The sequence below is a fragment of the Streptomyces soli genome, from assembly GCF_003999195.1.
In the GTDB taxonomy this organism is placed as follows: domain Bacteria; phylum Actinomycetota; class Actinomycetes; order Streptomycetales; family Streptomycetaceae; genus Actinacidiphila; species Actinacidiphila soli.
Genome location: NZ_RJVR01000063.1, coordinates 44,283 through 68,512, shown reverse-complemented (window position 1 = coordinate 68,512; position 24,230 = coordinate 44,283). Strand labels below are relative to the sequence as shown.

Genomic DNA, 24,230 nt, shown 5'->3' with positions numbered 1-24,230 from the left:
AGCAGCGGCGAGAAGCCCAGGTCGGCCGCCCGCAGGGCATGGCCTTACGTTCCGGTGATGTGCTCGGGGCGCACCGGGACCCGCTTGAGCGCCAGGCCCGTCGCGGCACGGATGGCGGCGACGACGGCAGGCGTGGAGGACAGGGTGGGGGCCTCGCCGACGCCGCGCAGCCCGTACGGGGCGTGGTCGTCGGCGAGTTCTAGGACGTCGACCGGGATGGGCGGCGTGTCGAGGATGGTGGGGATCAGGTAGTCCGTGAAGGACGGGTTGCGTACCTTCGCGGTCACCGGGTCGACGAGGATCTCCTCCATGACGGCGAGGCCGAGGCCCTGGGTCGTACCGCCCTGGATCTGGCCGACGACCGACAGCGGGTTGAGGGCCTTGCCGACGTCCTGGGCGCAGGCCAGCTCGATGACCTTGACCAGGCCGAGCTCGGTGTCGACCTCGACGACCGCGCGGTGGGCAGCGAAGGAGTACTGAACGTGGCCGAAGCCCTGTCCGGTGCGCAGGTCGAAGGGCTCGGTCGGGCGGTGCCGCCATTCCAGTTCGAGGTCGATGGCCTCTTCGCCCAGGACGTCCACCAGGTCGGCCAGCACCTCGCCGCCGTCGGTGACGACCTTGCCGCCCTCCAGCAGCAGCTCGGCGGTGGCCCATGCCGGGTGGTACGTGCCGAACTTGGCGCGGCCCCGTTCCAGGACCTTCTCGCGCACGGCCTCGCAGCTGTGCCTGACGGCGCCGCCGGTGACGTACGTCTGCCGGGAGGCGGAGGTGGATCCGGCCGAACCGACCTGTGTGTCGGCGGGGTTGATGGTGACCTGGGTGACGCCCAGTTCGGTGCGGGCGATCTGGGCGTGGACGGTGACGCCGCCCTGGCCGACCTCGGCCATCGCGGTGTGGACGGTGGCGACGGGCTCGCCGGCGATGACCTCCAGGCGGACCCGGGCGGTCGAGTAGTCGTCGAAGCCCTCGGAGAAGCCGACGTTCTTGATGCCGACCGCGTAGCCGACGCCGCGCACGACGCCCTCGCCGTGGGTGGTGTTGGACAGGCCGCCGGGCAGAGCGCGTACGTCCGCCGTCTCTCCCCCAGCCTCCGGCCGGGTGGGGGTCCCCCCAGCGGAGCGCGGGGGCGTGCCCCCAGCGGACAGCCACTGCTGCTCGGGCGGCATCGGCATGGCCTTGACGCGGCGCAGCAGCTCGGCGACGGGCGCCGGGGCGTCGACGGCCTGGCCGGTCGGCAGGAGGGTGCCTTGGGTCATGGCGTTGAGCTGCCGGAACTCCACCGGATCCATGCCCAGTTCGGCGGCGACCTTGTCCATCTGGGCCTCGTAGGCGAAGCACGCCTGAACCGCGCCGAAGCCGCGCATGGCGCCACAGGGCGGGTTGTTGGTGTAGAGGGCGATGGCCTCGATGTCGACGTCCTCGATGACGTACGGGCCGACGCTCAGGGACGAGGCGTTGCCCACGACGGCCGGGGAGGAGGAGGCGTAGGCGCCGCCGTCGAGGACGATGCGGCACTTCATGTGGGTGAGCTTGCCGTCGCGGGTGGCGCCGTGCTCGTACCAGAGCTTGGCGGGGTGCCGGTGGACGTGGCCGAAGAAGGACTCGAAGCGGTTGTAGACCATCTTGACCGGCTTGCCGGTGCGCAGGGCGAGCAGGCAGGCGTGGATCTGCATGGACAGGTCCTCGCGGCCGCCGAAGGCACCGCCGACGCCGGACAGCGTCATGCGGACCTTGTCCTCGGGCAGGCCGAGGACGGGGGCGATCTGGCGCTGGTCGGCGTGCAGCCACTGGGTGGCGATGTAGAGGTCCACGCCGCCGTCCTCAGCGGGCACGGCGAGGCCGGACTCGGGGCCGAGGAAGGCCTGGTCCTGGATGCCGACCTCGTACTCGCCGGTGACGATGACGTCGGCGCGGCGGGCGGCCGCCTCCGCGTCGCCCCGGACGATGGGCTGCCGGTGAACGATGTTGGGGTGCGGGACGTGGCCCGCGTGATGGTCGTCCCGGCCCTCGTGGAGGATCGGGGCGCCGGGGGCGGTCGCGGAGGCCTCGTCGGTGACGACGGGCAGTTCGGCGTACTCGACCCTGATCTTGGCTCCGGCGCGGCGGGCGGTCTCCGGGTGGTCGGCGGCGACCAGGGCCACGGGCTCGCCATGGTGGCGGACCCGGCCATGGGCGAGGACCGGGGTGTCCTGGATCTCCAGGCCGTAGTGCTTGACGTCGGTCGGCAGGTCCTCGTACGTAAGGACCGCGTAGACGCCGGGCTGGGCCAGCGCCTGGGAGATGTCGATGGAGACGATCTCGGCGTGGGCGTACGGGCTGCGCAGGGTGAAGCCCCACAGCATGTCCTCGTGCCACAGGTCGGAGGCGTACGCGAACTCGCCGGTGACCTTGAGCGTGCCGTCGGGGCGCAGCGTGGACTCGCCGATGCCGCCCTTGGTCGGGGTGCCCTGGGTGATGCGGGTGGGGATGCCGGTCGTGCCCATGCTCAGGCCTCCTGTCGGACGGCGGCGAGGCGGACGGCGTCGAGGATCTTCTCGTAGCCGGTGCAGCGGCACAGGTTGCCGGACAGCGCCTCGCGGATGTCGGCGTCGGTGGGCTCGGCGTTGCGCTCCAGCAGCTCGTCGGCGGCGACGAGAAGACCGGGGGTGCAGAAGCCGCACTGGACGGCGCCGGCGTCGATGAAGGCCTGCTGGATCGGCGACAGCTCGACGGATTCGTCGGTGGGCCGCGCCTGCCACTGCTGGGCCTCGTCGAGGCCGGTGCCCTTGGCGCTGCCACAGGCACCCGTACCGCACGTACGTGCCTTGGCGTGCTCGGCCAGCCCCTCGACGGTGACGATCTCGCGGTCCTGGCACTGGCCGGCGGCGACCAGGCAGGAGCACACCGGCACGCCGTCGAGGCGGACCGTACAGGAGCCGCACTCACCCTGCTCGCAGGCGTTCTTCGAGCCGGGCAGGCCCATGCGCTCGCGGAGTACATACAGAAGGCTCTCGCCCTCCCAGACGTCGTCGGCCTCCTGCGGGCGGCCGTTGACGGTGAAGGTCACGCGCATCGGATGGTCCTCTCGTTGCCGCGGTACTCGTCCCAGGTCCAGCCCAGCGTGCGGCGGGCCATGACGCCCAGCGCGTGGCGGCGGTACGAGGCGCTGCCTCGCACGTCGTCGATGGGGCTGGCGGAGCCGGACACCAGCTCAGCGAACTGCCGGGCCACCGCCGGCGGGATGAGCTTGCCGTTGTCCCAGAAGCCGCCCTCATCGAGCGCGGCGGCCAGGAACTCCTCCGCGGGCCTGGCCCGGACCGGGGTGGGGGCGGCCGAGCCGATGCCGGTGCGGACGGTCCGGGTCTCGGGGTGCAGCGCCAGACCGAAGGCGCAGACCGCGATCACCATGGCATTGCGCGTGCCGACCTTGGAGAACTGCTGCGGGCCGTCGGCCTTCTTGATGTGCACGGCCCGGATCAGCTCGTCGGGGGCGAGCGCGTTGCGCTTCACACCGGTGTAGAAGTCGTCGATCGGGATCAGCCGCGTGCCCCGTACGGACGCCACCTCGACCACGGCACCGGCTGCGAGCAGCGCGGGGTGGGCGTCACCGGCCGGGGAGGCAGTGCCGAGGTTGCCGCCGACGCCGCCGCGGTTGCGGATCTGCGGCGAGGCGACGGTGTGCGAGGCCAGGGCGAGGCCGGGCAGTTCCGCGCGCAGGTTCTCCATGATCCGGGTATAGGGGACCGAGGCGCCCAGCCGTACGGTCTCCTCGCCGGTCTCCCACTCCTGGAGCTCGCCGATACGATTCAGGTCGAGGAGCACGTCCGGCCGGCGCTGGTCGAAGTTGATCTCGACCATGATGTCGGTGCCGCCCGCGATGGGCACGGCTGTCGGGTGCTCCGCCTTCGCGGCGAGCGCCTCCTCCCAGCTGGCTGGGCGCAGGAAGTCCATGGGGGTTGCTCTCTTCTTCGAGTCTCGAATGGGGCGTATTCATGTCCTGTTCACGCGCGTCACGGCCAGTACACCGCTGTGCCCCCGTCCGGGCGCAGTCACTGATTGCATGAAGCATTTGGCTGGCCAGGCCCCGTGTCTTGTAGATTCCTATGAAAGACCGGGCTACGAAACATCACGGCATTCGCCCGGCAATACCGATGGAACGAAGCGGGCGCGACCCTGGTACCCCTTGCACCAGGGACACGTTCGAGACAAGGCGACACACGATGCGGCTGCGCGCACTGCTGGACACCGACGCACTGGGCCTCCGGCTGCTGGGCGGCGAGGACGAGCTGGACCGCGCGGTCCGCGGGGTGATGACCACCGACCTGCGCGACCCCAGCCGCTACCTGGCGGGCGGCGAGCTGGTGCTCACCGGACTCGCCTGGCGACACGACCCCGAGGATTCGGAACGTTTTGTCCATATTCTCGCATCGGCAGGGGTTGCCGGGCTCGCGGCGGGCGAGGCCGAGCTCGGCTCCGTTCCCCAGGACCTGGTCCTGGCCTGCGCCCGGCACCGGCTCCCGCTGTTCTCGGTGTCGGAGGACGTCGCCTTCGCGTCGATCACCGAGCATGTCGTACGGCAGGTCTCCACCGAGCGCGCCGGCGACCTGGCCGCCGTAGTGGACCGGCACCGGCGGCTGATGTCCTCGGGGCCGGCCGGGGGCGGCCCCGACGCTGTGCTGGACCTGCTCGGCAGCGACCTCGACCTGCGCGCCTGGGTGCTGTCCACCACCGGCCGCCAGATCGCGGGATCCTCGCACCCCCTCCCCGTCGCGCTGCGCGCCGGCCTGGCCGGCGAGCACCTGGCCGCCACCCGCACCGCCCGCCCCTCCCCGCACCGCACCCTCATCGGCGGCCGTACGTACTCACTCTTCCCCATCCGCACCGGCGACCCACGGGACGACCCCCGGGCCACGCTGCTGTCCGACTGGTTCCTGGTCGTCGAGGCCGACGCCGGTGACTGGCCGGGCGAACGGCTCGACCTGCTGCAAGGCGTCACCCAGCTCATCTCGGTCGAGCGGGAGCGGCGGGAGGCCGCCCGCACGGTGCGGCGGCGCCTCGCCCAGGAGGTCCTGGAGCTGGTGCAGGCCGGCGCCCCGCCCGCGGAGGTCGCCGCCCGGCTCCGGGTCGCCGCGCCGGTCCTGGTGCCCGGCCTCGGCGCGGCACCGCACTGGCAGGTAGTCGTGGCCCGCGTCGAATGGTGCGGCGCCGAGCTACCGGGCGGCGCCGGACCCGTTGCCCAGGCCCTGCTGGAGGAGGCATTGGTCGACCCCGCCGCCGTAGGCCCCGACTTCGCCGACCGCCTGGCCGTCGCCCACACCGGCGACGAGGCCATGGCTCTCGTGCCCCTCTCCTCCGTGGGGCCCGCCGACGACCCCGCCGCCGAGCTCACCGCCGACGGCCTCCTGACCGCCCTGCGCGGCCCGCTCACCCGCGGCCTCGACGGCGACGGCCGCCTCACTCTCGGCGTCAGCGCCACCGTCCACTCCGCCGAAGCCCTCCGCGGCGCCCTGGAGGAGGCCCGGCACGCCCGCCGGGTCGCCGCCGCTCGCCCGGGCCGGGTCTGCGTCGCGGGGCACGAGGAGCTGGCCTCGCACGTGCTGCTGCTTCCCTTCGTCCCGGACGACGTCCGCCGTGCCTTCACCGCCCGGCTCCTGGACCCCCTCCGGGTCTACGACCGTCGGCACCGGGCCGAGCTCATCCCCACGCTCGAGGCTTTCCTGGAGTGCGACGGGTCGTGGACGCGCTGCGCGACGCGGCTCCACCTGCACGTCAACACGCTGCGCTACCGGATCGGGCGGATCGAGCAGCTCACCGGACGCGACCTCTCGCGGCTGGAGGACAAGCTCGACTTCTTCCTCGCGCTGCGCATGAGCTGACCAGGTCGGCGCGGTTGCCCACCGCCGACCCCTTGGCGTGGCACCCCGTGCCGTGCTGAACTTCCGGCACCGGCTCGATGACGCGCTTGGGAGGGCATGTGGCGGACACCGCCATGTCGGACGCAGAGGTGGATTCCGAACCGAACCCGACGGCGGGCGGCTCCGTGCCCCATGTCTGGCGGCTGCGGGCCCGCGGCTGCTGGACGGAGGCCGCGACGCTGCTCGCGCCATACGCACTGACCGCCTTCGGCCCCGCCCTGGAACGGGCCGGGCTGCTCGCCGAGCAGTGTCTGTTCACCCTCGACGGCTGGCCGGAGGCCGAGGACGCGCTGCGGACGGCCGAAGCCCTGGCCCGTACCGACGACGAGCGCGGCGAGGCGGCCTGCGAGCGCGGCCATCTCGCCTACCTGGCAACGCAGTTCGCGGTCCACGACCGCGCCGACGAGGCCAGCGCGGCGCTCGGCCGCAGCGCGGCGCTGCTCACCCCGGGCGCCCCGGGGCGGCCTCTGCTGGACTTCCGGCGCGGCCTGGTCGCCGAGAACCTCGCCGGTGATCGGGTGGCCGCCCGGGCCGCGTACCGTCGCGCCCACTCGGGTGCGGTCGCGCACGGCGACACGCTGCTGACCTCGTTCACCTGGCGGCATCTAGCCGGACTGGCCGCCCGTGACGGCGACCTGGCGGAGGCCCACCGCGGCTTCACCGAATCCCTCCGGATCCGCACCGAGCTCGGCTACCTCATCGGTGCCGCCCCCGCCCTGGTGTCCCTCGCCACGGTCGAGCCGGAGCCGGAGGCGGTCCGGCTGCGCGCGGAGGCGTGCCGCCTGCTCCGGCTGCTGGGCGGCGTACCGGTCTGGCTGGCGGACGAGCTGGGCGTCAACGGCCGGTGAAGTGCTCCCGTACCAGGGACTCGGCTGTGGCGACGTCGCCGGCGACGAGCGCTTCGAGCAGTACGGCGTGCTCGCCGGCGTCGGCCGCCAGCTCGGCGGAGACGGTGCCGGTCCGCCGGCCGGACGGCGTGGTGGCGTGTCCGCGCCTGGCGGCGGCGACCGGCCACTGGGCGCGGCGGTGCAGTTCGTCGGCGACGGCCACCAGCTGGCGGTTGCCGGAGAGTTCGAGCATGGCCCGGTGGAAGGCGCGGTCGGCCTCGGCGTAGGCGGCCCGGTCGCCGAGCGCTGCGGCGGCGACGGTGGCCTCGGCGTAGGGGCGCAGGGCCTCCCAGCGCTCGGCGGGGAGGGTGCGGGCGAGGCGGACGACGACCGGGACTTCGAGGAGGGCCCGGACCTCGGCCAGCTCGGCGCGCTCGCGGGCGCTGCGCTCGGCGACCCGGAAGCCACGGTTGGGCATGGCCTCGACGGCGCCCTCACGGGCCAGCAGCTGCATCGCCTCGCGTACCGGGGTGGCGGACACCCCGAAGCGCTCGGCGAGGGCCGGGGCGGAGTAGACCCCGCCGGGCTCCAGCTCGCCGGTGACCAGGGCGCTGCGCAGGGCAGCGAGGACCTGGTCGCGTACGGAATGCCGCTCGGGCATCCGGCGCGGGCGGGGTACGGCGACCCCCTGCTCGGCGTGCGGGTGCTCGCCCCGTACCTGCTCGGCCCGGCCCGGCGGCAGGGCCGGGCCCAGGTCGGGGCGCGAGGCGGCGCGGGGACCGTACTCCACTGGGGCTCCTTCGTGCAGGGGCGCGCGGCGGCATTGGCGCGCGCTGTCTCTATTGGACCACTCCAATGGAGCAGCTCCGAGAGGGTAACCCTCGACACTAACGGATAAGGTAAGCCTTACCTCGTTCCCCGAGCCTTGCCTGAGCATTCCCCGAGCCCGCCCCCCGAGCCCTCCCGTGGACGATCCCCATGCACCTTGCCGCCCCCGTCTCCCCGCTGACCGGCGCCTACGAACGCCTCGGCGCGGTCTTCCCGGGCCTGCGCGTCAGCGAGGAGGCGCCCGGGACGGACGAAGGCTGGGTCACCGCACGCGAACTGGCCGACGGTGGCCCGGCACTGGACGCCTTCCTCGCCTGGGACGACGCCCAGATCATCGGCGATTACGGCCGCCGAGCCCGCCCCGACGTCGTCGCGAGCTTCGGACTGCACCGCTACGCCTGGCCGGCCTGCCTGCTGTTCACCGTCCCGTGGTTCCTGCACCGCCGCATCCCCCGCCTCACGGCCGACGACGTGTCCTTCCACCGCACCGAGGGCCGTATGACGGTCCGTCCGCGCGGCTTCGCCTGCCTGCCGGGCGACCCGGCCGCCGCCCTTCCCGACGCCACGACCGTCCCGACCCCCGAGGCGCTGCGGGCCGAACTGCGGGCCGCCGTCGCCGAGCATCTCGCCCCCGTCCTGGACGGCTTCCGCTCCCGCACCCGGCGCGGCCGGCGTGCGTTGTGGGGTATGGCGACCGACGAGATCATCGAAGGCCTGTGGTACATAGGGCACTTGCTCGGCGAGGAGGACCGCGCGGTGGCCGAACTCGGCCTGCTGCTACCGGGACACACGCAGCCATACGCGGGTGGCGCGGGCTTCCGGGACCTCGCGGGAGCGCGCGGCGCCGTGCTGCGCACGCGTGACCGGATTTCCTGTTGCCTCGTCTACACCCTTCCTGGCGCGGAGACTTGCGTGACCTGCCCGAGGACCTGTGAGTCGGACCGTGTGAATCGGCTTTCCGCAAAACTCACACACAGCTAACGCAACTGTGCGATTCCGGCACCTCAGTTCGTATATTCTGTCCGCCTCGAACCAGCCAACCCCTCCGTTGGCGTTCTCTTGTCCCGAAACCGCTTCACGCGCCCGAGGCGTTCGCCAAGATGTCGCGCGAACGCCGTCTCGCGGCCCGAGCGCGACGGTAAGCGACCGACGCTAGGAAACGCACGATGAGACTTACAGACATATCGCTGGACTGGACGCTCTCGGGCGCCGTGGGCCTGGCGGTCGCCGCCGCCGTGGCGGTCTTCTTCCTGCGCAACCGCAAGACCCAGCAGGACAGCGAGGCGGACTCCTGGGAGCGGTCGGAGGACCGGCGCCGCAAGAAGGAAGCCATCTACGGCAGCGCCTCGTACATCCTGCTCTTCGCCTGTGCCTCGGTCGCCGCCGCACTGTCCTTCCACGGACTGGTCGGCTTCGGTCAGCAGAACCTCGGTCTGACCGGTGGCTGGGAGTACCTGGTCCCGTTCGGCCTGGACGGCGCGGCCATGTTCTGCTCGGTGCTCGCGGTGCGCGAGGCCAGCCACGGTGACGCGGCGCTCGGCTCCCGCATGCTGGTCTGGCTGTTCGCCGGCGCGGCGGCCTGGTTCAACTGGGTGCACGCGCCGCGCGGTGGCGGCCACGCGGGCGCGCCGGAGTTCTTCGCCGGCATGTCGATGTCCGCGGCCGTCCTCTTCGACCGGGCTCTGAAGCAGACCCGCCGGGCCGCGCTGCGCGAGCAGGGTCTCGTCCCGCGGCCGTTGCCGCAGATCCGCATGGTCCGCTGGCTGCGGGCGCCCCGCGAGACGTACAGCGCCTGGTCGCTGATGCTGCTCGAGAACGTGCGCACCCTGGACGAGGCGGTCGAGGAGGTCCGCGAGGACAAGGTCCGCAAGGAGCAGGACGCCATACGCCGCCGGGACCACGAGCGGCTGGAGCGGGCCCGGGTGAAGGCCATAAGCCGTCAGCACCGCGTGTGGAACCGTGGCGGCGGTGGGCGCCAGGTCGAGCTGCCGAGCGGGTCCTCCGCCGGCAGCCAGGCCAGCGCGGAGCCTGCCATAGAAGCCGCGCCGGAAGCCCCCGAACTCCCCGTGCGCTCCCGTCCGGCCCTGTCGCCGGTACGCGGTGAGACGCCGCGCCCCAGCACCAGCGCCATCGACCTCACCGCCGAGGACGACACGATGACGCTGCCGAAGCTGGACTCGCTGGAGCGCAAGCTGGCGGACCTCGAGCGCCAGTACGGCTGACGGGCCGGCCCCGCAGAAACCGTTCAGCACATTCAGTTCATTGAGCAGCAGACCGTGAGCCCGGCGACCGCAAGGCGCCGGGGCTCACGCCGTGTCTGCTCACGCCGTGTCGATGCTCAGCTCGAACCACACCACTTTGCCGGTCCCCTCCGGATGCACGCCCCACGCGTCCGCCAGCGCGTGCACCAGCAACAGCCCCCGCCCCGAAGTGACCTGGTCGCCAGGGGCCCGCAGCCGGGGGTGCCGGGCGACGAAGTCGCGTACCTCGACGCGCAGTCGGCGGCTTCGGGGCGCGACGCCTGGAGACAGAGTCGCCGTCAGGACGGCGCCGTGGTCGGTGTGCTGGAGGGCGTTGGTGACCAATTCGCTGGTGAGGAGTTCGGCGGTGTCGGCCAGTCCCGGTACGCCCCAGCCGCGCAGGGCCTCGCGCAGCAGCTTGCGTGCCTCGGCCACCGCGGGTAGATCGGCGTGCTGGAGCAATCTCCGCAACTGCCGTCCCTGGGCGGCCACTTCGGCCCACCAACCCCCCTCAGCACTCGACTCCGCAGTATGACGTTCCATCGGCTCCGCTCCGGCCGCGTTCGTCGTACCTCCATCGAACATCCTCGCGCAATGCATGCCCATCGACGGGAAGGTCCAGTCCTCTCGATGCTTACCTGCAGTGCACTCAGCAAATACGGTGGGTTGCATGCAGCAGCACGCCCTGGACACCTGCGGCGCCCGCGCCGGGTCCGGCGTCCACGACAAGGAGCAGCCGTGATCACGCACACGTACGCCACCACCGTCACCTGGACGGGCAACCGTGGCAGCGGCACCAGTGGTTACCGCGCCTACGACCGCGCCCACGAGGTCACCGCGGTCGGCGTCCCGCCCATCGCCGGCAGCTCCGACCCCGCCTTCCGCGGCGACCCGTCCCGCTGGAACCCCGAACAGCTGCTCCTGGCCGCCCTCTCCCAGTGCCACCTGCTGGCCTACCTGCACGCCTGCGCGGTCGCCGGCGTCGTGGTCACCTCCTACACCGACCACGCCCAGGGCTCGATGACCCAGACCCCGGACGGCGGCGGCCACTTCACCGAGGTCGTCCTCCACCCGCGTGTGGAGGTCGCCTCCTCCGGGATGGCCGACGCCGCCGTCAAGCTCCACGAGGAGGCCCACCGCACCTGCTTCATCGCCAACTCGGTTAACTTCCCGGTGCGGCACGAACCCGTCGTCACGGTCGCCGGCTGAGGCCGTTACCTCAGCCGCTGCCTCAGGCCACTACTTGAGGCCGCGCAGCACATTTCCCTCCGTACTCAGGTAGTTGTTCCGGTAGTCGAAGCGCGACGCCTTCGCGAAGAGCAGGTAGTAGTACTTCATGTTCTCGCTGTACCAGTAGCCCGGCGTGAGGTCACCGAGCCGCATCGGACTGGCCGTCACGTCGTCCACCACCGTGTAGCCGCGCGCCACCTTGCAGTAGCGCTTCTGCCTCGCGTAGAGCTCCCGCGCCCGCGAGCGGTAGAGGTCCTTGCCCGTCGTCAGCCACAGGAAGAGACAGGAGTCGACGTACTCGGGCCGCAGCGGATAGGCGGGGTTGAGCGCCCGCATCGCGCGGTAGTCCAGGTACTCCGGGGGCAGCCGGAACGTCCCGAGCGCCGCCGTCCACGCGTCGTGATAGCGCTCGCCGTCCGCCGGCCGGCCGCTCTGGGCGAGCAGTCCCGCGTAGAAGGCGGTGAGCTCGGACTGGGCGTGCCCCGTGATCCGCCCGGTGGTCATGTCGGCCTGCCGGAACCACAGGCGCCCGTTGCGCCGGTCGGCCAGCCGCTCGAAAACGGCGGCGGTGAGCGTGTCGTACCAGGTGCGCAGGTCCTTGTCCCCGAAGAGGGTCCAGCCGTCCCACAGATACTCGTAGAAGGAGTCGACGGGTGGGTCGAGGGTGGCGGTCGTGCCGACCCATGCGCCTGTCTCGACGTTGATGGTCGTGCCGACCAGATCCAGCGGCGAGCGGCGCTCGCAGACGGCCCGCAGCGCCTTCTTCGCCGCGTCGAAGTACGTGCGGTTGCCCGTCAGCCGGGACAGCTCGCCGAACTCGGCGATGCAGGTGCCGACCTCCGCCAGCGGTACCTCGGCGCCGTGCACCTCGCCGGTGGCCAGGTTGACGTACCGGTAGGGCGCCCCGGTCGCCGAGCGCTGGAAGGCGGGCAGCAGGCGGTCGGCGAGTTCGCCGGCGCGGGCCAGGAGGGCGGAGTCCTTGGTGGCGGCGTAGCCGGAGAGCAGTCCGCCCACGAGCCGGATGATGGCCTCGAAGACCTGGACGGGGGCCCGCTGGTCGAGGCGGAGGTCGTTCTTGACCCAGTCGACGGCCGCGCTGAGCTCGCTGTCGAGCTCCATCAGATAGAGGGTGTCCAGCGCCTCGATGATCGTCAGGCCGAGGGTGCCGCCAGGGATGAAGAAGTCGGACCCGCTGCCGCTGAGCGGCCGCAGCTCGTCCCGTCCCCAGGCGAGCCGGCGGTAGGAGTCCCAGGCGGTGCGGAATTCGGTGACCACGTCCGCGCCGAGGGCGGCGTACGGATCCGGGGCCGCCGGGGACGCGGAGGCGGTGCCGGCCAGGGCTGCCGCGGGGGTGAGCGTCGTCGCCAGCCCGCCCAGGAGCCTGCGCCGGGTGAGTCCGCCGGGGCGCGAGTGTTTCGTCATACCCGGCAAACCCCTCACCCCTCCGGGGCGTTACGGGACAGCGGCTCCCGGTTGGACTTCGCCTCCCTACCTCTCCCACACGGCGACCGCCGTACGGTCGTCCGCGTAGCCCTTGACCCGGGTCTGGGCGTCGCCGAGGAAAGCCGCCAGCCCCGGCGCCTCCCCGGAGCCCCACCGCCGGGTCAGGTGCGCGGCCAGGCCCGGTTCGCCCCGCAGAGGCTCGGCCAGGCCTCCGCTGCAGAGCAGCAAGGTGTCGCCGGGCTGCGCCACGGACGCGCGGAAGCGGAAGCGTATGGCCGGCTCGGCGCCGGGGATGCTGTCCTGGGGCTCGGGGTCGGCGGCGGTCTCGTCGGGCCGCCGCGCGTCCAGGTCCTGCCACTCGCCGTCGCGGATCCGGAAGAGCCCGCCGTCGCCCGCGCCGAAGAAGAGCCGGGTCCGGCACTCCGGGTCGGCGGGCAGCAGCAGGCAGCGCAGGGCCACGCTGTACTCGGCGGGGTCGAGCCCGAGGTCCTCGCCCCGGGCGCGCAGCCGCCCGTAGCAGCGGTCGGTGAGCCGGTGCAGCCCGGACTTGAGCGAGCCGCGCCTCGCCGCCCGGATGTCCTCCGCCAGCCGGGCGTGGCTGCGGCCCACCGCTCCGGCGATCCAGCGGCAGGCGTCCTGCGCCGCCCGGTGTGCGGCCTCGGCGGCCCGTGGTCCGCTGGCCACGGCGAGCAGCAGCAGCGCGTCGTCGCCGGTGCCGAAGCGGGCGGCGAGCAGCGAGTCGCGCCTCGGCTCGCCCCGGTAGCGCGCCGAGTCCCCACGTACGGAGGCGATGCGTACGGTCAGCACCCCGTATCGCGCGCCGTCGAGCACGGTGTCCGGTACGAGGTCGTCGAGGTTCGCCGGATCCGCCACGGGCCAGGCGGTCGGCTCGGCTTCGTACGTCGGCGGTCCGTCGCCGACGTACCCGACCTCGATCTCGGGGCCGATCTCAGGCTCGGCCGCGGGTGCGGCCCGGGGCGCGGCCCCGGGCCCGGGGTCGGCCGGCGCCCACCCGGGGGGAAGCGCGGGCGGGGGCGCCTGAGGCAGCGTTATCCGCCCGTCACCGGAGGTCGTGGGCGCGGCGGGGGCGCCCTGGTACTCCCAGGGCCGGAGCTCGGGCACCCGCGCACGCGGCGGTTCGGACGGGACTGCGGACGGCACACCGGGCGGGACTGCGGGCGGAGCGTCGGACGCAGGGGCGGACAGCGCCTCGGACGGGACATCGGGCTGCACGTCGGGCTCGGCGCCGCCGAGGGCGTCGAGCGCGGAGGCGTACCGGTCGTCGACCGTGTCGCTGCCGTCCGGGTCGCGGGGGCCCGGGACCGCCGGGACCGCTTCCCCATACAACTGCCGCCACCACTCGTCCTCTTGACGGTGGTCCGTTTCCCCCTGCTGACTCATGCCCTTATTGTCCACCGGGACACGCCGCAGGAAACCAGAAAACACCAATGGCCCGACGGTCGGCCGGCCCCCTCCGCGGGCCGCTCGTCGGGCGAACTGCTAGCGACACCTTGCCAGGACATGGGTTCGAACAGCGATGATGTGCGCGGCGGGATTGCGCCATGGCTCATTTCCGCCACTCCGTATCGGAATACGCTCCGGAAGGGGTGCCCGTGCTCGGCGCCATTGGACTGGACGAGGACCAGGAGTCGGCCTACCGCGTCCTGGTGGGGCTCGGCGCGGCCGAGGTCACCGACCTCGCACACCGGCTGGGCCTGCCCGAGGAGGGCACCGTACGGGCGCTTCGGCAGCTCGAACGCCGGGGGCTGGTCGCCCAGTCGTCCGCCTCGTCCGGCCACTCGGGACGCTGGGTGGCGGCTCCTCCGGCGGTGGCGCTCGGCGCGCTGCTGACCCAGCAGCGGCACGGCCTCGAACAGGCAGAGCTCGCGGCCGCCCTGCTCGCCCAGGAGTTCCGGGCCGAGGCGGAGGAGTCGATGGTCCATGACCTGGTGGAGGTGGTGAGCGGCGCGACCGCGGTCGCCAACCGCTTCGCGCAGCTGCAACTGGCGGCGGAGAAGGAGGTCTGCGCTCTGGTCACCGGCAAACCGGTGGCCGTGACCGGCGTGGAGAACGTCGCCGAGGAGCAGGCCGTCCGGCGCGGCGTCACGTACCGCGTGGTCGTCGAGCGCGAGGTCGTCAGCGGGGAGGTGGGGCTGGCCGAGCTGGCCGCCGCGCTGGGCCGCGACGAGCAGGTGCGGGTGATCGACCGGGTGCCGACAAAGCTGGTCGTCGCCGACCGCTCGCTGGCGATGGTGCCGCTGGCCCGCAACACCGCCGGGCCGGCCGCGCTCATCGTGCACGCGAGCGGCCTGCTGGAGTCCTTGATGGGCCTGTTCGAGGCGGTGTGGCGCCAGGCCCTGCCGCTGCGCCTCGACGCGGTCGGGGTCCTGGAGGAGGAGGGTCCGGGCGGGCCGGACGGCGTCGACCTGCAGATCCTGTCGCTGCTGCTGGCGGGGCTGACGGACGCGAGCGTCGCCAAGCAACTCGACCTGGGACTGCGCACCGTGCAGCGGCGCGTGAAGCGGCTCATGGAAATCGCCGAGGTCAGCACCCGGCTGCAGTTGGGCTGGCATGTGTACGAGCGTGGCTGGGTCGCGCGCGACGGCATTCACGATCGCCCGGACAGGGCCTGGTGACGGCAGGTAAAAAACCAGGGGGCATGGCCGGCCGCCTTCCGGCACAGTGGGCTCATGGGGACCGCACAGCTGTGCCTGGTCGGCGCCGTGATGCTGCTCGGCCTGCTGGGAGTGCTCGTGCCGGGAGTACCGGGGCCCCTGCTGTGCTGGGCCGCCGTGCTGTGGTGGGCGACCAACCAACACACCACGCTGTCGTGGGGCATCCTGGCGGCGACAACGGGGGTGCTGCTGCTCAATCTCGTCCTGAAGTGGCTGCTGCCGACCCGTTCCATACGGGCCGCCGGCGTGTCGTGGCGTGCCCTGTTCGTGGCGTGGGCGGCGGCCGTCGGCGGCTTCTTCGTGGTGCCGGTCGTCGGCGCGCTCCTCGGTTTCGTGGTCGGGCTGTACGTCTTCGAGCGGGTGCGGCTCGGCAGCCATGGCGGGGCTTGGGTGTCGACGCGGACCGCGATGCGGGCGATCGGACTCGGGATTCTGATCGAGCTGTTCGCATGCCTGCTCGTGGCGGGTGCGTGGCTGAGCGCGGTCATCGCGGGGTGACCCGCCGACGCGTTTGTCCGCGGTCCGTAACAGTGGGATCCACCCAACTCCCGCTGACGTCCTCACATGCGCGACACCAGCGCACACGGCAAGGCAACGGGAGCACAGCACCATGGCACGTAACGGCATACGGGGGAACCGCGAACGCGTGGCGATAGCGGCTGCCGCCGTCGGCGTCGCGGGGGCGGCGGCACTGACGTCGATCTGGACGGCACAGGCCGGCGGCGGGGGACGGGCCACGGCCGCGACGCCGTACGCCAAGGCGACGACCAGGACCACGGCCGGGCGCTCGGCCGATCCCACCGCCCCGACCACCGCGCCCGCCAAGCCCACCGCCACCGACCCGGCCGACGCCCCCGGCGCTACTGCCAGGGCCGGGAATTCCGCCGCCGCCATGCCTGGGAGGACCGCCAACGTGCCGCTGATCCCCGGCCAGACCTCGATTCCCGACCCGAAACTGCCCGCCCCCCGGGTGAACATGGACATCGCGCACTCCTCCGACGAGGGCGAGCACGCGGTCAACATCACCATCGACGACGGCCCCGACCCGGTCTGGACCCCGCGGATCCTTCAAGTCCTCAAGGAGAACGGCGTAAAGGCCGTCTTCTGCATGATCGGCCCGCAGGCCGCCGCCCACCCGGAGATCGTGCGGCAGGTCGTCGCCGCCGGGCACCGGCTCTGCGACCACACGGTCTCGCACGACACGACCATGGGCGCCAGGTCGACCGCGTACCAGTCCGAGGAAATACTCGACGCCGAGCAGATGATCGAGCAGGCCTCCGGCGGGGTGAAGCCGCTCTACTACCGTGCCCCCGGTGGCGCGTTCACCCCCTTCAGCCGCCAGTTCGCCGCCGCCCACGGCATGCGGCCGCTCGGCTGGAACGTGGACTCCAAGGACTTCGAGCGCCCCGGCACGGCGGCGATGGTCGCCACCGTCAAGGACGAGATCTCCAACGGCCCCACCATTCTCTTCCACGACGGCGGCGGCGACCGCAGCGAGACCGTCGCCGCGCTGCGCAAGGTGCTGCCGTGGCTGAAGCAGCAGGGGTACGGTTTCGGCTTCCCGGTGCGGTGAGGCTCCGCGCGCGGTGACCGGTAGGCGGCGCAGACGCCAGAGCGAGAGAGCGCTCTCTCGCTCACCGGCTACGCTGTTCCCGTACCGGAGAACGGAGCCCGCCTTGACCGACCGCCATGCCGCGCCGCGCCCCACCCTCGAAGCCGTCGCCGAGCGAGCCGGCGTCTCGCGGGCAACCGCCTCCCGCGTGGTCAACGGCGGCGCGGGCGTGCGCGCGCCGCTCGTCGAGCGCGTACGGCAGGCCGTCGCCGAACTCGGCTACGTACCGAACCAGGCCGCCCGCACCCTGGTCACGCGCCGGAACGACGCCGTCGCCGTCATCGTCGCCGAGCCCGAGACCCGGGTCTTCTCCGACCCCTTCTTCGCCCAACAGCTCCTCGGCATCAGCCGCGAACTCACCGCCCAAGACTCCCAGTTGGTCCTGCTCCTCGTCGAGGGCACGGAGGACTACGACCGCGTCGGCCGCTACCTCGGCGGCGGCCACGTCGACGGCGCCCTGGTCTTTTCCCTTCACGCGGACGACCCGCTGCCCGGCATCATCCGCCGCATCGGCCTCCCCACCGTCTTCGGCGGCCGCCCCGGCTGGTCGGGCGCGGAGGGCGACCGCAGCATCCTCTACGTCGACTCGGACAACCGCGGCGGCGCCCGCGACGCCGTACGCCACCTGATCTCCCTCGGCCGGAGCCGCATCGCCACCATCACCGGCCCGCTCGACCAGACCGCCTCCGTCGACCGCCTCAACGGCTACCACGACCTCCTCCCGGACACCGACCCCCGCCTCATCGTCGAGGGCGATTTCTCCGCCGTCGGCGGCGAGCGCGCCATGGCCGAACTCCTCGGCCGCGCCCCCGACCTCGACGCCGTCTTCGTCGCCTCCGACCTCATGGCCACCGGCGCCCTGCGCGTCCTCCGCGAGCACGGCCGCCGCGTCCCGGACGACGTCGCGGTGGTCGGCTTCGACGACATGGCCTCCGTCGCCGAAGCGGCCGACCCCCCGCTCACCACCATCCGCCAGGACATCAAGGGCATGGGCCGCCTCATGGTCCGCCTCCTGTTGCGCGGCCTCGAACGCCCTGCGGAGGGAGACCCGCGCCCCCTGTCGTCGGTGGTCATGCCGACCCAAGTGGTGAGGCGTACGTCCGCGTGAATTGAGTAACGGTACTCATGTCGCGGGCCCGGGCCCCCGTCACCCTTGCGGGCATGACAGAGCTCTCCGCCCGCCCTTCCGCCCGGCACCGAGACCCGAGGCGCCGGGCAGGGCCTCAAGGATACGGAGCATCAACTCGCCCCAGCCGCAGCCGATGTCGAGCAGGGTGGCGGGCTTGGTCCGGATGAGCCTGTCAACGGCGCGCGCGGCCCGCGCCTCGGACAGCGGCCCATGGAAGGTGAGCCGGCTGAGCCGGGGCGGGAGATCGGTGTCGGTCATACGCCAGGACGCTAGCGAGGGCCCGGCGCCACGGACAGCGATTATCGGCGCGAGCGCACGCCGTGCGACCAACCCCAGCCACCCATCCGGCGAAGACCGTTGGCGCCCGCTGGTACGCGGACGTCATCGCGCGCGGCGGGCTGGCCCGACCGTGGGCGGCGCGGGTGTGCCCGCCCTCAGGGGGATGGCCAGCAGGGCGCCCAGGACGAAGCCGACGATGTGGGCCAGATACGCGACCGTGCCCGCCGCGGAGGTGCCGTAGCCGGCGGAGTAGAAGGCCTGGAGGACGAACCAGAAGCCGAGCACCACCCAGGCGGGCAATCGCAGGGGGAGGAAGAAGAGGAAGGGGACCAGGCCCCAGACCGGGACCCGGGGGAAGATCACCAGGTAGGCGCCCAGGACGCCGGCGATGGCACCGGAGGCGCCGATGAGGGGCACCGTGGACGAGGGGTCGGCGATGGCGAAGCCGTACGCGGCGGCGTAACCGCAGACCAGGTAGAAGAGCAGGTAGCGGAGGCGGCCGAGGCGGTCCTCAATGTTGTTGCCGAAGATCAGCAGGAAGAGCATGTTGCCGAGCAGGTGGGTCCAGCTGCTGTGGACGAACATCGCGGTCAGGACCGACAGCACGGGTGACTTGCTGTATCCGGGCGGCCCCAGCAGGCAGCCGGGTCCGCCCGCGCCGACCCCCACGCCGCCGGTGGGCACCAGGCGGGGCATCCGGCTCTCGATCAGCTCGCGGGGGACGGCGCCCCAGTGTTCGACGAATGCCTGCTGGTGGCAGAGGGTGTCGAGGGAGGCGCCACCGGTGATGGAGGCCACGCCCGGGGTGCGCAGGAAGACCACCACGTTGATGGCGATGAGGGCGTACGTGATCCACGGTGTACGGCGCACCGGGTTCAGGTCGTGTACGGGAATCACCACACGGCCATTCCTACCCCGGCCCTGAACGGCCTATCAGATTCTGCGGAGGAACAGTCCGCCGGGCGACGCTGCGAAGGCGAACTCGTGCCTCGGAGGTGCTCATGCGCGGACCGCGCGTCAATCGTCTTGCCGGCGCTGTGCTCGTCATACCCCTGCTGCTCATACCCGGGCTGACCACTGCCCCGGCCGCCGCGCACTCCATAGCCGCGCCCGGCTTCCACCACCCGGGCGTCCTGGTCAGCCGCACTCAGCTCGACACCGTCCGGCGACGCGTCCGCGCCGGGCAACAGCCCTGGGCCTCGGCCTTCGCGGCGATGCGCACCAGCCGCTACGGAGCCCACGGCTACACGCCCCACGCCCGCAACGTGGTCATCTGCCCCGGGGACAACGGGCCCAGCGCCGGCTGCGTCGAAGAACGTGAGGACGCACTCGCCGCCTATACGCAGGCGCTGCTCTGGTACGTCACCCGGGACCGTACGTACGCCGACACCGCGATCCGCGTCATGGACGCCTGGTCGGGGACCGTACGCGACCACACCGAGGGCGACGCGGGAATTCAGGCAGCCTGGGCCGGCGCCTCGTGGGCGCGGGCGGCGGAGATCATCCGGCGGACGTACAAGGCCCACGGCGGCTGGCCGCACAGTGGGGTGCAGCGCTTCTCGGACATGCTGCGCAACGTCTATCTGCCCAAGGTCTCGAGCGGTGCCCCGGACTACAACGGCAACTGGGACCTGACGATGGAGGACGCGGCCACCGGCATCGCGGTCTTCCTCGACGACCGGCACGCCTTCGACGAGGCCGTGGGCCGCTTCCGCGACCGGGTGCGGGCCTACTTCCACCTGGCCTCGGACGGGCCGCTGCCGCCGGCCCCGGCGGGCAGTTCGATCACGACGCCGGACCAGGTCGCGACGTACTGGTTCGGGCAGCGGCGGTACCCGGACGGGATCGCGCAGGAGACCTGCCGCAACTTCCGGCATGTGGGGTATGCGCTGGCGGCGACGGCGCATGTCGCGGAGACCGCCCACCACCAGGGCGTGGACCTGTGGGGCGAGATCCATGAGCGGGTGCGGGCCGCGCTGGAGTTCCATGCCCGGTACGAGTTGGGCGCGAGGGTGCCGGGGTGGCTGTGCGGCGGGCATGTGGAGCTGGGGCTCGGAGCGGTGACGGAGGTGGCCGTGAACGATCTGCGGCACCGGCTGCACATGAAGATGCCTCAGACGCTGCTCTTCACGGCGCGGCAGCGGCCGGCCGGGACCGACAATCTGTTCGTGGCGTGGGAGACGTTGACGCACGCGGACAACCCCGGCAGGTGACCCGGCCAGGGTTGTCCGTGGTGGTGCGGTCGAGCCTTAGATGACGGCGGCGATGAAGTTCGCGCCGTTGTAGGAGCCCAGCCGGTCACCTTGTCGTAGCCGGTGGCGGCGCTGTAACCGCCGTTGCTGCCACTGGTGGCGTCGTGGAAGGCCGAGCTGTAGCTGGAGGAGGTCGCCAGCGCGTAGATGGTCGAGTTGGCGTAGCCGAGGTCGTAACCGCCGGTGGCGGCGGCCTTGTCGTCCAGGACCGCGGTGAAGGCCGCCCAGTTGGGCGCGGCGGCGCTGGTGCCGCCGAACTCGTACCAGGCGCCCTGGGTGTAGATCGACCAGCCGGAGGAAGGGAAACGGCCAGCAGTCCTGCGAGTGGTCTCATACGAGACGTCAAGACGTCCTCCAGAAAGTGGTGGGGGGAACGGCCTCAACGCTAGGTAGCGGGCCCCTTGCTCGTAAGCGGGGTAACCCTTGCGGCAGTTGTTAATTACTGATGTCCCCCTATGAAGGTTGGGAGGGGACACCCCCGGGAAGGTCACGGTCAGACGTCAAACGTGAAGGCGTCGTGAACGGCTCATAGGGCCGAAGGAGAGGGCTGGACATGGTTTATTCAGTGATTCTCGGCTTCGTGATCGTCGCGCTCGGCGTCGGCAGCGTCGTCTACACCTTCTGGCACGAGGGCAGCCCCCTTCCCTTCCGGCGGCGCCACGACCGCAACGGCGCCGGGTGACCGCCTGATTCGGCGGCCACCCGGGCGGTAGACCGTGTCCTGACGCGGCTTCGTCAGTACACCTTGCGGTGGCCGCCGCCACCCCCGCGCTTGCGCTCATACATCTCGCGCCCCGCCGCCGAGCGCTCCTTCCACTGGCGGCGCATCTCCGCCCGCATCCGGTGGTCGGTGCGCGAGGCGATCCACGCGTTCTCGCGCAGCAGCTTGCGGTAGCTGTCCAGCCGACGGTGCGTCAGGCTGCCCTCCTCCAGGGCGGCCAGCACCGCGCAGCCGGGCTCGGCGTTGTGCGAGCAGTCCTGGAAGCGGCACTCGGTGGCGAGATCCTCGATGTCCGAGAAGGCCTGCGTGAGACCGGAGTCGGCGTTCCACAGGCCGACCCCGCGCAGCCCCGGGGTGTCGATGAGCACCCCGCCGCCCGGCAGGAGATGCAGGTCCCGGGTAGTCGTGGTGTGCCGGCCCTTGCCGTCGCTGTCGCGGATGGCCTGCACCTCCTGGGCCTCGCGCCCCAGCACGGCGTTGGTCAGCGTGGACTTGCCGGCACCGGACGAGCCGAGCAGTACGGAAGTCGTACCGGCCAGCACCGCCGCGAGCACATCGAGCCCTTCGCCGGTCACGGCGCTCACGACGATCACCTGGACGCCGGGAGCGGCACTCACGGCGTCGGCGAGGAGGTACGCCGTGTCCTCCACGAGGTCCGCCTTGGTGAGGACGACGAGGGGCTGCGCCCCGCTGGTCCAGGCGAGGGAGAGGAAGCGCTCCAGCCGGCCCAGGTCCAGTTCGGCGGCGAGGGACACGGCGATCACCGCGTGGTCGACGTTCGCGGCCAGCACCTGGCCCTCGGACCTCTTGGACGACGTCGAGCGGACGAAGGTCGTACGGCGTGGCAGCAGCGCCCGTACGACCGGGCCCGCGGCCGGGGTGATGTCGATCGCCGCCCAGTCGCCGGTGCACACGATCCGCATCGGATCGCGCGGCGTCACCAGCGCGGTGTCCGCCCGCAGCGTGCCCGCCGCCGTGACGACGTCGCACAGACCGCGGTCGACCCGCACGACCCGGCCGGGGACCAGCCCCTCGTCGGCGTGAGAGGTGAACTCGGCATCGCGCTCCTCGTCCCAGCCGTACCCGGCGAGGGGAAGCTGGGGAGCGGATCCGGAGGAATTGTTGAACAAGGGGAAACCCTTCGGAGGGTGGCCCCGGCACGCGCGTCCTGCGCGAAGAAGTCGTGTGGTGTCAGCCGGAGGCCACAGGGGTGGGAATGACGAACTCCTGAATGCGGGCAACGCCCATCACCGTGACAGTCATCGGGTCCTCACCTCCTGCTTCTCTACGAGCCGACAGCGTGCACCGAAACGGTAGCCCGGTCGCGGGCCGCGGCGCCACTGATTATCGCGCGGGTTGAGCCGGTCGAGCGGGTCAACGCGCCAGAACGGCCCGGACCACCTTGCCCCCGTACGGCCGCGGCTGGACGTACACGTAGCGGGCCAGCCGCTGGACCATGGGCCAGCCGAAGCCGCCGGTGCGGCCGGTCAGGTCGGGGGTACGCTCCCGCGGCCGGTCGGGGCTGGGATCCTCGACCGCGACGGTCAGGCTGTGCCGGTCGGCGGTCAGCCGCAGGACCGCGCTACCGCCGGCGTACCGGATGGCGTTGGTCACGAGCTCCGACACCACCAGCAGGAAGGTGTGGGTGGCCTCCGGGGAGGGGGCGGGGCGGAGTCGGGCGAGGAAGGCCGAGGCCGCTTCCCGCGCTTCGAACGCCCGGCGCGGGCGGCAGACGCATTCGAGCGGCGGGTCCTCGTGTTCGTCAGCAGATCCGTCGATCACGTCCAGGTGGTGCATGTCTGTCTCCCCGTGAAGTTCTACCGGGTGGTCAGTGCCGATCAACGCCTACCCACCCACAGCGCCGCCAAAAGACAGGCATGAACCCTGGCCCGTGGGCCGCCGGATGCGTCCGCGACGAGACTGAAGCGATCAGTTGTCTTCTGACAACATTTGCCATCGGCCAATGATATGGTGCGTATGCCGACCACGGCGGGACCGCGTACACGAGGGGCCCGCGATGCGGGCTGCCTGGAGTCAGGCGGGGCGGGCCACGGGCATGTCCGGAGCGCCCTCGTCACCGTCCACCACGACGGTGGCCGCGTCCCGGAAAGCGGTCAGGCCCTTGACGAGGTGCCCGTAGTCCTCCGGGGACATCGCCTCCAGCACGGGAGCCACCTCGCCGACCTGGCGGTCGCGCACCTCGTCGAGCAGAGCCCGGCCCGGTCTGCTCAGATACAGCTCCACCTCACGGCGGCTGGCCGTGCTCAGCCGACGCTCCACGAGACCCGCGGCCTCCAGGCGGTCGCAGAGCCGGCTGGTCGCGGGAGGACCCGATCCCAGCGCCTCGCCCAGGGCCCTCAGATTGCTGCCCTCCAGCCGCTCGATCACCAGCAGGGCGCGCAGCTGCGACGGGGAAATGGGCCCCGTCGGGACCTTGACCTGCACTCTTCCCCAGAGAACCGCAAGCAGACCCGCTACCTCGGAGGCAGTGACCGCCAGATCTTGCGGTTGCGACGGAGTGCTGGGGCGCATCACCCCACTGTGCCACCCGCGACGCCGACTTGTCAGTACGGGCCCTCCCGGTCCCGGCGCGCTCACCGGCAGGTGCGTCAGACGAGACCGCCTGCGGCGACGATGGCCTGGCCGGTGACCCAGCGGGCGTCGTCGCCTACGAGGAAGGCCACGATGTCGGCGATGTCCCCCGGCTCACCGACCCGTCCGGGTAGGTGGCCCGGGTGTAGCCCGTGGAGACGCTGACGATCCGGCCGCCGTCGTTCAGGTGCCTGGCGGCCTGCTGGAGGGCGAAGAACGTCCGCTTGAAGTTGACATCGATCACCCGGTCCAGGAGCTCCGCGTCGACGTCGGCGACGTTGCCGTTGGCATTCAGCCCCGCGTTGTTGACCAGGATGTCCAGGGAGCCGAGGCGGAGAGGGACTCCTTGAACAGCCGCTCGACGTCCTCACGGACGCCGATGTCGCCCTGGATCGCCACAGCCACGCCGCCGGCCTGCTTGATCGCGGACACAACGGCTTCCGCCGCCTCGGCATTGCTGTGGTAGTTGACCGCCACCCGGCGCGGACACGGACCCGATGGCGCTGGC

Annotated in this window: 26 protein-coding genes and 1 pseudogene; 11 read left to right on the top strand and 16 right to left on the bottom strand. The window is 72.1% G+C overall.

What is annotated here, in order from left to right; all coding sequences use genetic code 11:
• Nucleotides 1-44 precede the first annotated feature (44 nt).
• From EFK10_RS04880 to EFK10_RS04870, 3 genes are read right to left on the bottom strand one after another with little or no spacing between them, the layout of a single operon-like run.
• On the bottom strand, nt 45-2,483 hold the full coding sequence (locus EFK10_RS04880) for a xanthine dehydrogenase family protein molybdopterin-binding subunit (RefSeq protein WP_127354537.1): 2,439 nt from the start codon (nt 2,481-2,483) through the stop codon (nt 45-47).
• Between the two features lie 2 nt (nt 2,484-2,485).
• Nucleotides 2,486-3,052 carry a (2Fe-2S)-binding protein gene (locus EFK10_RS04875; protein WP_127354536.1) on the bottom strand — a complete coding sequence of 189 codons (567 nt, stop codon included), beginning with the start codon at nt 3,050-3,052 and terminating at the stop codon, nt 2,486-2,488.
• The gene (locus tag EFK10_RS04870; RefSeq protein WP_127354535.1) at nt 3,043-3,930 is read right to left on the bottom strand and encodes an FAD binding domain-containing protein; all 888 of its coding nucleotides are present in this window, start codon (nt 3,928-3,930) and stop codon (nt 3,043-3,045) included. The genes EFK10_RS04875 and EFK10_RS04870 overlap by 10 nt, the downstream gene beginning before the upstream one ends.
• A gap of 269 nt (nt 3,931-4,199) precedes the next feature.
• Between EFK10_RS04870 and EFK10_RS04865 the strand changes: the two genes are divergently transcribed.
• On the top strand, nt 4,200-5,855 hold the full coding sequence (locus EFK10_RS04865) for a PucR family transcriptional regulator (RefSeq protein ID WP_127354534.1): 1,656 nt from the start codon (nt 4,200-4,202) through the stop codon (nt 5,853-5,855).
• A 113-nt stretch (nt 5,856-5,968) separates the two neighbouring features.
• Nucleotides 5,969-6,742, top strand: a complete 774-nt coding sequence (locus tag EFK10_RS04860) for a hypothetical protein (protein ID WP_127354533.1) — start codon at nt 5,969-5,971, stop codon at nt 6,740-6,742.
• Here EFK10_RS04860 and EFK10_RS04855 read toward each other — a convergent pair.
• A complete protein-coding gene (locus EFK10_RS04855) occupies nt 6,729-7,511 on the bottom strand; it encodes a GntR family transcriptional regulator (protein ID WP_407647003.1) in 783 nt (260 codons plus the stop codon). The genes EFK10_RS04860 and EFK10_RS04855 overlap by 14 nt on opposite strands.
• Nucleotides 7,512-7,699: 188 nt before the next feature.
• On the opposite strand from EFK10_RS04855, the gene EFK10_RS04850 reads away from it, so the two are divergent.
• Together EFK10_RS04850 and EFK10_RS04845 are read left to right on the top strand one after the other, a co-directional pair.
• Complete coding sequence (locus EFK10_RS04850; RefSeq protein WP_127354532.1) at nt 7,700-8,530, top strand: (2Fe-2S)-binding protein; 831 nt, start codon at nt 7,700-7,702, stop codon at nt 8,528-8,530.
• A 185-nt stretch (nt 8,531-8,715) separates the two neighbouring features.
• Entirely contained in the window at nt 8,716-9,771 is a 1,056-nt protein-coding gene (locus EFK10_RS04845) for a DUF2637 domain-containing protein (protein WP_127354531.1), read from the top strand.
• Nucleotides 9,772-9,870: 99 nt separating this feature from the next.
• Here the strand turns inward: EFK10_RS04845 and EFK10_RS04840 are convergent, their stop codons facing one another.
• A complete protein-coding gene (locus tag EFK10_RS04840) occupies nt 9,871-10,332 on the bottom strand; it encodes an ATP-binding protein (protein ID WP_127354530.1) in 462 nt (153 codons plus the stop codon).
• A gap of 195 nt (nt 10,333-10,527) precedes the next feature.
• Between EFK10_RS04840 and EFK10_RS04835 the strand changes: the two genes are divergently transcribed.
• Complete coding sequence (locus EFK10_RS04835; protein ID WP_240676988.1) at nt 10,528-10,998, top strand: OsmC family protein; 471 nt, start codon at nt 10,528-10,530, stop codon at nt 10,996-10,998.
• Nucleotides 10,999-11,028: 30 nt separating this feature from the next.
• Here EFK10_RS04835 and EFK10_RS04830 read toward each other — a convergent pair whose 3' ends face one another.
• Both EFK10_RS04830 and EFK10_RS04825 read right to left on the bottom strand, forming a co-directional pair.
• Nucleotides 11,029-12,441 carry a glycoside hydrolase family 47 protein gene (locus tag EFK10_RS04830; protein ID WP_127354528.1) on the bottom strand — a complete coding sequence of 471 codons (1,413 nt, stop codon included), beginning with the start codon at nt 12,439-12,441 and terminating at the stop codon, nt 11,029-11,031.
• Nucleotides 12,442-12,507: 66 nt separating this feature from the next.
• Nucleotides 12,508-13,863 carry a protein phosphatase 2C domain-containing protein gene (locus EFK10_RS04825; protein ID WP_127354527.1) on the bottom strand — a complete coding sequence of 452 codons (1,356 nt, stop codon included), beginning with the start codon at nt 13,861-13,863 and terminating at the stop codon, nt 12,508-12,510.
• Between the two features lie 212 nt (nt 13,864-14,075).
• Here EFK10_RS04825 and EFK10_RS04820 point away from each other — a divergent pair, with 212 nt between their 5' ends.
• The 4 genes from EFK10_RS04820 (at nt 14,076) to EFK10_RS04805 (ending at nt 17,857) form a co-directional block, all read left to right on the top strand.
• Entirely contained in the window at nt 14,076-15,098 is a 1,023-nt protein-coding gene (locus EFK10_RS04820) for a helix-turn-helix domain-containing protein (RefSeq protein ID WP_127354526.1), read from the top strand.
• Nucleotides 15,099-15,152: 54 nt separating this feature from the next.
• Complete coding sequence (locus EFK10_RS04815; protein ID WP_127354525.1) at nt 15,153-15,635, top strand: DUF456 domain-containing protein; 483 nt, start codon at nt 15,153-15,155, stop codon at nt 15,633-15,635.
• Nucleotides 15,636-15,747: 112 nt separating this feature from the next.
• Nucleotides 15,748-16,710 (top strand): polysaccharide deacetylase family protein, encoded by a 963-nt coding sequence (locus tag EFK10_RS04810; RefSeq protein ID WP_127354524.1) that lies wholly within the window; start codon nt 15,748-15,750, stop codon nt 16,708-16,710.
• 103 nt (nt 16,711-16,813) lie between these two features.
• Nucleotides 16,814-17,857 carry a LacI family DNA-binding transcriptional regulator gene (locus tag EFK10_RS04805; RefSeq protein ID WP_127354523.1) on the top strand — a complete coding sequence of 348 codons (1,044 nt, stop codon included), beginning with the start codon at nt 16,814-16,816 and terminating at the stop codon, nt 17,855-17,857.
• 87 nt (nt 17,858-17,944) lie between these two features.
• Here the strand turns inward: EFK10_RS04805 and EFK10_RS04800 are convergent.
• Both EFK10_RS04800 and EFK10_RS04795 read right to left on the bottom strand, forming a co-directional pair.
• A pseudogene (locus EFK10_RS04800) lies at nt 17,945-18,136 on the bottom strand (SAM-dependent methyltransferase); the annotation flags it as partial.
• Nucleotides 18,137-18,259: 123 nt separating this feature from the next.
• Nucleotides 18,260-19,057: a rhomboid family intramembrane serine protease gene (locus EFK10_RS04795; RefSeq protein ID WP_127354521.1), complete on the bottom strand. Its 798-nt coding sequence runs from the start codon at nt 19,055-19,057 to the stop codon at nt 18,260-18,262.
• 101 nt (nt 19,058-19,158) lie between these two features.
• On the opposite strand from EFK10_RS04795, the gene EFK10_RS04790 reads away from it, so the two are divergent.
• Nucleotides 19,159-20,370, top strand: a complete 1,212-nt coding sequence (locus tag EFK10_RS04790) for an alginate lyase family protein (protein ID WP_127354520.1) — start codon at nt 19,159-19,161, stop codon at nt 20,368-20,370.
• On the opposite strand, the gene EFK10_RS04785 is transcribed toward EFK10_RS04790, so the two are convergent.
• The gene (locus tag EFK10_RS04785) at nt 20,271-20,792 is read right to left on the bottom strand and encodes a hypothetical protein (protein WP_127354519.1); all 522 of its coding nucleotides are present in this window, start codon (nt 20,790-20,792) and stop codon (nt 20,271-20,273) included. The two genes, EFK10_RS04790 and EFK10_RS04785, sit on opposite strands and share 100 nt — an antisense overlap.
• 170 nt (nt 20,793-20,962) lie before the next feature.
• On the opposite strand from EFK10_RS04785, the gene EFK10_RS51860 reads away from it, so the two are divergent.
• Nucleotides 20,963-21,091, top strand: coding sequence for a hypothetical protein (locus EFK10_RS51860; protein ID WP_265737469.1), 129 nt, complete (start codon nt 20,963-20,965; stop codon nt 21,089-21,091).
• Between the two features lie 53 nt (nt 21,092-21,144).
• Here the strand turns inward: EFK10_RS51860 and rsgA are convergent, their stop codons facing one another.
• The 6 genes from rsgA to EFK10_RS48435 form a co-directional block, all read right to left on the bottom strand.
• A complete protein-coding gene (rsgA, locus tag EFK10_RS04780) occupies nt 21,145-22,260 on the bottom strand; it encodes a ribosome small subunit-dependent GTPase A (protein ID WP_127354518.1) in 1,116 nt (371 codons plus the stop codon).
• A gap of 244 nt (nt 22,261-22,504) precedes the next feature.
• Entirely contained in the window at nt 22,505-22,927 is a 423-nt protein-coding gene (locus EFK10_RS04775) for an ATP-binding protein (protein WP_127354517.1), read from the bottom strand.
• Between the two features lie 237 nt (nt 22,928-23,164).
• Nucleotides 23,165-23,662, bottom strand: a complete 498-nt coding sequence (locus tag EFK10_RS04770; protein WP_127354516.1) for a MarR family winged helix-turn-helix transcriptional regulator — start codon at nt 23,660-23,662, stop codon at nt 23,165-23,167.
• A gap of 77 nt (nt 23,663-23,739) precedes the next feature.
• Entirely contained in the window at nt 23,740-23,826 is an 87-nt protein-coding gene (locus EFK10_RS49530) for a hypothetical protein (protein ID WP_322973280.1), read from the bottom strand.
• The gene (locus EFK10_RS48440) at nt 23,799-24,035 is read right to left on the bottom strand and encodes an SDR family NAD(P)-dependent oxidoreductase (protein WP_240676989.1); all 237 of its coding nucleotides are present in this window, start codon (nt 24,033-24,035) and stop codon (nt 23,799-23,801) included. Before EFK10_RS48440 ends, EFK10_RS49530 begins: the two co-directional genes overlap by 28 nt.
• Nucleotides 24,014-24,199 (bottom strand): hypothetical protein, encoded by a 186-nt coding sequence (locus EFK10_RS48435; RefSeq protein ID WP_206305300.1) that lies wholly within the window; start codon nt 24,197-24,199, stop codon nt 24,014-24,016. Before EFK10_RS48435 ends, EFK10_RS48440 begins: the two co-directional genes overlap by 22 nt.
• Nucleotides 24,200-24,230: the final 31 nt, after the last annotated feature.

What these genes read in the sequence shown, in the direction of transcription:
- EFK10_RS04880 (WP_127354537.1), bottom strand. Translation starts at nt 2,483, where the DNA reads ATGGGCACGACCGGCATCCCCACCCGCATCACCCAGGGCACCCCGACC.
- EFK10_RS04875 (WP_127354536.1), bottom strand. Translation starts at nt 3,052, where the DNA reads ATGCGCGTGACCTTCACCGTCAACGGCCGCCCGCAGGAGGCCGACGAC.
- EFK10_RS04870 (WP_127354535.1), bottom strand. Translation starts at nt 3,930, where the DNA reads ATGGACTTCCTGCGCCCAGCCAGCTGGGAGGAGGCGCTCGCCGCGAAG.
- EFK10_RS04865 (WP_127354534.1), top strand. Translation starts at nt 4,200, where the DNA reads ATGCGGCTGCGCGCACTGCTGGACACCGACGCACTGGGCCTCCGGCTG.
- EFK10_RS04860 (WP_127354533.1), top strand. Translation starts at nt 5,969, where the DNA reads ATGTCGGACGCAGAGGTGGATTCCGAACCGAACCCGACGGCGGGCGGC.
- EFK10_RS04850 (WP_127354532.1), top strand. Translation starts at nt 7,700, where the DNA reads ATGCACCTTGCCGCCCCCGTCTCCCCGCTGACCGGCGCCTACGAACGC.
- EFK10_RS04845 (WP_127354531.1), top strand. Translation starts at nt 8,716, where the DNA reads ATGAGACTTACAGACATATCGCTGGACTGGACGCTCTCGGGCGCCGTG.
- EFK10_RS04840 (WP_127354530.1), bottom strand. Translation starts at nt 10,332, where the DNA reads ATGGAACGTCATACTGCGGAGTCGAGTGCTGAGGGGGGTTGGTGGGCC.
- EFK10_RS04830 (WP_127354528.1), bottom strand. Translation starts at nt 12,441, where the DNA reads ATGACGAAACACTCGCGCCCCGGCGGACTCACCCGGCGCAGGCTCCTG.
- EFK10_RS04825 (WP_127354527.1), bottom strand. Translation starts at nt 13,863, where the DNA reads ATGAGTCAGCAGGGGGAAACGGACCACCGTCAAGAGGACGAGTGGTGG.
- EFK10_RS04815 (WP_127354525.1), top strand. Translation starts at nt 15,153, where the DNA reads ATGGGGACCGCACAGCTGTGCCTGGTCGGCGCCGTGATGCTGCTCGGC.
- EFK10_RS04810 (WP_127354524.1), top strand. Translation starts at nt 15,748, where the DNA reads ATGGCACGTAACGGCATACGGGGGAACCGCGAACGCGTGGCGATAGCG.
- EFK10_RS04790 (WP_127354520.1), top strand. Translation starts at nt 19,159, where the DNA reads ATGCGCGGACCGCGCGTCAATCGTCTTGCCGGCGCTGTGCTCGTCATA.
- EFK10_RS51860 (WP_265737469.1), top strand. Translation starts at nt 20,963, where the DNA reads ATGGTTTATTCAGTGATTCTCGGCTTCGTGATCGTCGCGCTCGGCGTC.
- EFK10_RS04775 (WP_127354517.1), bottom strand. Translation starts at nt 22,927, where the DNA reads ATGCACCACCTGGACGTGATCGACGGATCTGCTGACGAACACGAGGAC.
- EFK10_RS04770 (WP_127354516.1), bottom strand. Translation starts at nt 23,662, where the DNA reads ATGCGCCCCAGCACTCCGTCGCAACCGCAAGATCTGGCGGTCACTGCC.